At 64.3% G+C, this 6,067-nt stretch carries 6 protein-coding genes and 1 pseudogene; 4 read left to right on the plus strand and 3 right to left on the minus strand.

Features of this window, described 5'->3' with window-relative positions; translation table 11 throughout:
* Nucleotides 1–57: 57 nt before the first annotated feature.
* The 3 genes from AC19YR_RS05870 (at nucleotide 58) to ppnP (ending at nucleotide 3,006) form a co-directional block, all read left to right on the plus strand.
* Nucleotides 58–2,019 carry an acetyl/propionyl/methylcrotonyl-CoA carboxylase subunit alpha gene (locus AC19YR_RS05870; RefSeq protein WP_500597534.1) on the plus strand — a complete coding sequence of 654 codons (1,962 nt, stop codon included), beginning with the start codon at nucleotides 58–60 and terminating at the stop codon, nucleotides 2,017–2,019.
* 79 nt (nucleotides 2,020–2,098) lie between these two features.
* Complete coding sequence (locus AC19YR_RS05875; protein ID WP_095107534.1) at nucleotides 2,099–2,641, plus strand: 3'-5' exonuclease; 543 nt, start codon at nucleotides 2,099–2,101, stop codon at nucleotides 2,639–2,641.
* 80 nt (nucleotides 2,642–2,721) lie between these two features.
* Nucleotides 2,722–3,006 (plus strand): pyrimidine/purine nucleoside phosphorylase, encoded by a 285-nt coding sequence (gene ppnP / locus AC19YR_RS05880; protein WP_095107533.1) that lies wholly within the window; start codon nucleotides 2,722–2,724, stop codon nucleotides 3,004–3,006.
* A 58-nt stretch (nucleotides 3,007–3,064) separates the two neighbouring features.
* Here ppnP and AC19YR_RS05885 read toward each other — a convergent pair whose 3' ends face one another.
* Together AC19YR_RS05885 and AC19YR_RS05890 are read right to left on the minus strand one after the other, a co-directional pair.
* Nucleotides 3,065–3,871, minus strand: coding sequence for an MOSC domain-containing protein (locus AC19YR_RS05885; protein ID WP_500597536.1), 807 nt, complete (start codon nucleotides 3,869–3,871; stop codon nucleotides 3,065–3,067).
* Between the two features lie 67 nt (nucleotides 3,872–3,938).
* On the minus strand, nucleotides 3,939–4,874 hold the full coding sequence (locus AC19YR_RS05890) for a chemotaxis protein CheV (protein WP_095107531.1): 936 nt from the start codon (nucleotides 4,872–4,874) through the stop codon (nucleotides 3,939–3,941).
* 552 nt (nucleotides 4,875–5,426) lie between these two features.
* On the opposite strand from AC19YR_RS05890, the gene AC19YR_RS05895 reads away from it, so the two are divergent.
* The gene (locus AC19YR_RS05895) at nucleotides 5,427–5,897 is read left to right on the plus strand and encodes a hypothetical protein (RefSeq protein WP_095107530.1); all 471 of its coding nucleotides are present in this window, start codon (nucleotides 5,427–5,429) and stop codon (nucleotides 5,895–5,897) included.
* A 42-nt stretch (nucleotides 5,898–5,939) separates the two neighbouring features.
* Here the strand turns inward: AC19YR_RS05895 and AC19YR_RS05900 are convergent.
* Nucleotides 5,940–6,067: pseudogene (locus tag AC19YR_RS05900) on the minus strand (IS5/IS1182 family transposase); the annotation flags it as partial.

Here is a 6,067-nt window from a genome sequence, read left to right on the forward strand (position 1 = left end):
ATGGCAAGCGAAACACCGCCGCCCCCACACTTCGCGCCCACTCCCCAAGGAGCCGCCATGCCCCGTTTCAGCAAAATCCTGATCGCCAACCGTGGCGAAATCGCCTGCCGCATCCTGCGCACTGCCCATGCCCTGGGCTATCGCACGGTGGCCGTGTTCAGCGATGCCGACGCCCAGGCCCTGCATGTGCAACAGGCCGACGAGGCGGTGCACATCGGCCCGGCGCCGGTGCAGCAGTCGTACCTGAACATCGCCGCGATCCTCGACGCAGCACGGCGCACCGGGGCCGATGCGATCCACCCCGGCTACGGTTTTCTCTCGGAGAACGCCGAGTTCGCCCGGGCCTGCGAGGCGGCGGCCATCACCTTTATCGGCCCCAGCAGCGCGGCGATCGAGCTGATGGGCAGCAAGCGCCTGTCGAAACTGGCCATGCTCGAGGCCGGCGTACCCTGCATCGCCGGCTACCAGGGCGCGGCCCAGGACGACGCCACCCTGGCACGCGAAGCCGCGCGCATCGGCTACCCCTTGATGATTAAGGCCAGCGCCGGCGGCGGCGGGCGCGGCATGCGCCTGGTGCAGCACGCCAACGACCTGGTGGCGCAATTGCACACCGCCCGCTCCGAGGCGCTGAATGCCTTTGCCAGCGCCGAGTTGATCCTCGAGCAGGCGTTGCTCGAGCCGCGCCATGTGGAGGTACAACTGTTCGGCGACCACCACGGCCAATTGATTTACCTGGGCGAACGCGACTGCTCGATCCAGCGCCGCCACCAGAAAATCATCGAGGAAGCGCCCTGCCCGGTACTGACCGATACCTTGCGCCAGGCCATGGGCGAGGCGGCGCTCAAGGCCGGGCGCGCCGTCGACTATGTGGGTGCAGGCACGGTGGAGTTCTTGCTGGATAAGCAGGGGCGGTTCTACTTCCTGGAAATGAACACCCGGTTGCAGGTGGAGCACCCGGTGACCGAAATGACCACTGGCCTGGACCTGGTGGCCTGGCAGTTGCAGGTGGCCGCCGGGTGGCCGCTGCCGTTGCGCCAGGAACAAGTGGCGTGCCACGGCCACGCCATGGAGGTGCGCCTGTACGCCGAGGACCCGGCCCAGGGTTTTATGCCGCAAACCGGGCGCGTGCTGCGCTGGGAACCGGCCCTGCAACCGGGGGTGCGCCTGGACCATGGCGTGGTGGAGGGCCAGGTCATCAGCCCGTTCTACGACCCGATGCTGGGCAAGCTCATCGCCCACGGTGCCACCCGCGAAGAGGCGCGGCGCAAACTCCTGCGCGCCGTGCAGGATTGCGTACTGCTGGGGCTGGCGAGTAACCAGCGGCTGCTCGCCGAGTTGCTCGCTCACCCGGATTTCGCCAGCGGCCAGTTCAGCACCGGGTTCATCGCCCAGCAGTTTGCCGATGCCCCCAGCCTGCATCCGCAACCGCCCCAGGCCTGTGCGTTGGCCATCGCCGCCGCGCTGTTCTACCAGCGCTCGGCCAGCGCCCACGCCACGGGCCTGCAAGGTTGGCGCAACCACCAGGGCACGGCGCTGACCTACCGCATCGGCCAGGGCGAGCAGCAATGGCCCGTTGAACTCAGTGCACGGGGCGATCAAACCCTGTGCATTGGCGTCGGCGAACAACTGATCGACCTCAAGCTGCTGCACGACGATGGCCGCTGGCTGCTGCTGGAACGGGACGGCGTGCGCCGCCGCCACGCCTATCACCTGGCGGGCGATGAACTGTGGCTGCTCACCGGCCAGGGCGCCGTGCACCTGCATGACTACACCCACGCGCCGGTGGCGGCCCAGGCCGGGGTGGCCAGCGGTGTGCTAGGGGCGCCCATGGATGGCGCGATTGTGCAGGTGCTGGTGGAGGTCGGCAGCCGCGTGCGCGCGGGGCAACCGCTGCTGGTGCTGGAGGCGATGAAAATGGAGCACCCGCTCAAGGCCGGGATCGACGGCGTGGTCACCCGCGTGCAGGTGAGCCCGGGCGATCAGGTGAAGAACCGTCAGGTGTTATTGGAGGTCGAATAGTCCTACGGGCAGCTGGGCTTATCCTTACGCTTTGGCTACGCTCAAGCCCCATCAGGACGCGGATACCAGGAACCCTGCAATGCCTCATTGGCTGGTAATTGACCTTGAAGCCACCACCGACGACGGCGGTTGGCCGGTCACCGAGATGGAAATCATTGAAATCGGCGCCACCCTGGTTACCCGCCAGGGCCGCGAGGTGGATCACTTCCAGCGCTTCGTGCGGCCCCTGCGCCGCCCGCTGCTGACACCGTTCTGCCGCGAGCTGACCCACATCACCCAGGCCCAGATCGACGCTGCCAGCCCGTTGGCCGAGGTGTGGCCGCTGTTCGAACGTTGGCTCGGCCAGCACGCGAGCCGCCTCGAAGGCTGGGCCAGTTGGGGCGACTACGACCGCCGCCAACTGGAACAGGAATGGCGCGACCAGCCGTTACACAGCCTGCTGCGCCAGGTGCCGCACATCAACCTCAAGCAGCGCTTCGCCAAGGCCCGGCGCCTGGAGCGGCCACTGGGGCTCAACGGCGCGCTGCAATTGGCCGGGATGCAATTCAACGGGCAGCAACACCGCGCCCTGGAAGATGCGCGCAATACCGCACGCTTGCTGCCGCTGATTCTGCCGGCCTGAGCCCCGCAGGCGGCAGGTGACGGCTCAGGGGGGCTTGTGCATACTGGCCGGCCTTTTCAGCCCATTTCGAGGAATCGCCCATGTTTAAAGTCAACGAATACTTCGACGGCACGGTCAAATCGATAGCTTTCGGCACCGCCGAAGGCCCGGCGACCATCGGCGTCATGGCCCCGGGCGAGTACGAATTCGGCACCGCCCAGCGCGAAATCATGCACGTGGTCAGCGGCGCGCTGACCGTCAAGCTGCCCGAGAGCAGCGATTGGGAAACCTTCCCCGCCGGCAGCCAGTTCAACATCCCGGCCAACAGCAAGTTCCAGCTCAAAGTGGCGGTCGACTCGGCTTACCTGTGCGAGTACCGGGGCTGATTGCAGCCCCCGAATGTGTCGTCCCTCCCGTGGGAGTGAGCGTGCCCACTCCCACCCCTTACTCCAGCACAGTCACCGGCATGCCCACTTCCAGCACGCCGTTGCCGTCGTTGACCAGGTTCTGGCCGAACATTGCGCCGCCCTCCTGAGCCCGGTATTTCTGCAACGTGGCCAGGGGTTCGCGGCTGGCATCACGCTCGCCGGTCTGCGGGTCGATGGTAGTCAGGATGCAGCGTGAGCACGGCTTGACCACGCGAAACTCGACGTCGCCGATGCGGATGCGTTTCCAGCCATCCTCAGCAAAGGCGCCGCTGCCTTCGATCACCAGGTTGGGACGAAAGCGCAGCATCTCCAGGGAGCGGCCAACGCGGCCGGACAAGTCTTCCAATGACGCCTGGCCGATCAGCAGCAGCGGATAGCCATCGGCAAACCCCACCTTGTCATCGTCGCGGCCATAGCCGGCTTCGGTGGTGCGCGCCCGCGCCACGGGCACCTGCACCAGGCGCGTGGGCTTGCCAATGAACTCGCTGACCCACGCCGCCGCTTCGTCACCGGCGTCCGGCACGCGCAGGCTGTCGCGCCAAATGGTCACGCCGCGCAGGGCTTCATCGGCGCCGGGCAAGGGTACGTCCAGGGAGGCACGGCCGACGGCACTCAGGGTCAGGCCGCCGGTTGCGTTCCAAAGGGCCGTGAGCTGGCTCATGCCGGGTTCGGCGCGTTGGGTGAGAAAGCGGCCGCTGGCTTCGTCCACCAGCATCCAGCGCCGGTCCCCGTCCAGGCCCAGTTTGTCCAGGCTGATCTGCTGCAAAGGCTCGGCCTTGGCGGATTTGAGCGGGTAACGATACAGCGCGCTGAGGTAGAGCATGATCCGGCTCCCGATAGGGTCAAAACGCCACCCTATACGAGGTGGCGGGCCGAATCAAAGGCCGGGATCAGGCCGGCGCTTCATCCAGGACCAGGCGCTGGCGCACCACGTCCACCAGTTTGTCGGGCTGGAACTTGGAGAGAAAGTTGTCGCAGCCGACCTTCTTGACCATCGAGTCATTGAAACTGCCGGACAGCGAGGTGTGCAGCACCACATAGAGGCCGCGCAGGCGCGGGTCGTTGCGGATCTCGGTGGTCAGGCGGTAGCCGTCCATTTCCGGCATTTCGGCGTCGGTGAAGATCATCAGCAGTTTGTCGGTCATCACCACGCCGCTGTCGGCCCAGGCCTTGAGCATGTTCAACGCCTTGAGGCCGTCACTGGCCACGTGCATCTTCACCCCCAGTTGCGACAACGTGTCGCGCAACTGCGACAGCGCCACCTTGGAGTCATCCACCAGCAGCACTTCGCGGCCAATGGCCCGCGCCAGCAGCGGGTCGTCGAGCTTGTCGCGCGAGACCTTGGCGTTGTACGGCACGATTTCGGCCAGTACTTTTTCGACGTCGATGATTTCCACCAACTGCTCGTCCACCTTGCTGATGGCAGTCAGGTAGTGCTGGCGGCCGGCACTGGTGGGCGGTGGCAGGATGGCTTCCCAGTTCATGTTGACGATGCGGTCCACGCCGCCCACCAAAAATGCCTGCACCGAACGGTTGTACTCAGTGACGATGATGGTGCTGTCGGGCCCCGGCACCAGGGGGCGCATGCCGATGGCCTGGGACAGGTCGATCACCGGCAGGGTCTGGCCGCGCAGGTTGACTACGCCACACACGAACGGGTGGCGCTGGGGCATCAGGGTCAGTTTGGGCAGTTGCAGCACTTCCTGGACCTTGAACACGTTGATCGCGAACAACTGTCGCCCGGCCAGGCGGAACATGAGGATTTCCAGGCGATTCTCACCCACCAGTTGGGTGCGTTGGTCTACCGTGTCGAGAATGCCGGCCATTAATGACTCCTGGGCTTGTTCTGATGAATTCACTAAACAGAGTTATCGGCGGCTACCGCCGGACCTTGACCCTGCCGACAAAATGCCACGATCGAGCATTGATGTCACATTAACATCATGCTTTACTGACATCAGTCATATTACTTTGCCATCACCGCTGCCAGACCCGCCTCCCGGCAGAAAGTTCCTGTGCCTAAGGGATTCCCCTATGGGCACTCAGGCACGGCCTGATATTCGCCCTTTCCAATAGCCATTAATGTGACGCCATTCTCATTGCATGAATGGAGTCAGGCTTTTGTTCGTGATACCCGAACCTTGGACAAACGCCGCTCGTCGCCCAGTCTTTCCTGGCGTTCATGCCTGGCCAGCGCAAGACCCAAGCCCCTACCATGCTGCAACCCCACAAGAAAGTGAAATAGCGCACACAATTGTTTCAGTGCGTAAACTTTCGGAAGTGGACTACATACAAGATTCCGAGCGCCCAACTAAATTGCGATCGTTCGCCACACGCGACATTCCCCTCTCACATTCAATAATGTTGTGGAGAAAAGCATGTTGAACGACGCGAAGGAATGGCAGCGGCGCTTCCCCGAGTTTCTCCTCGAAGCCGAAACGCTCCTGGCCAAGTCAGAAGACTGCCTCAGTCACCTGCAATTGATACTCAATGACCGGGACGCCATCGAGTGCCTGCAGGCCACCTTGCTCAAACTGGCCGGCGCCGCCGACGCCTTGGCGCTGTCGGTTATCGCGCCGTTTTGCCGGCAGATCCACGCCTTGCTCAGCCGTGACCCGCGGCATCAGGAACTGGCCGAGCCAGCCCTGCTAGCCCTGCACGATTGCCTGACCCTGCTGGCCTGGCAACTGGAGTTGATCGATGCGCGCACCGGCAAACTGGCCCTGGACGACAACGAGCAAACCGCCCTGCTCGACGTGCTCGCCCGCCACCTGGGCCTGGCGCCACCACCGCCGGCCTACCAGGCCAAGCCCCTGGCCGTGGCGACCTTCGCCCAAGGCCCGGCGTGACGCGCCTGAACCAGTTTCTTTGCAGTGTGTGCTGCCACGCACTTAGGCTCTGTACGTAAAGTATTGTCGCAAGCACCGCATAGCGCAGGCCAATGAGACCATCGCCGCAAAACTTGTTGCGAGCTTGTCGAAGCGCGTCACGATGCGACGGTTCTCCTTCAGCCAGCCAA

This window comes from Pseudomonas sp. MF08817 (assembly GCF_059862705.1).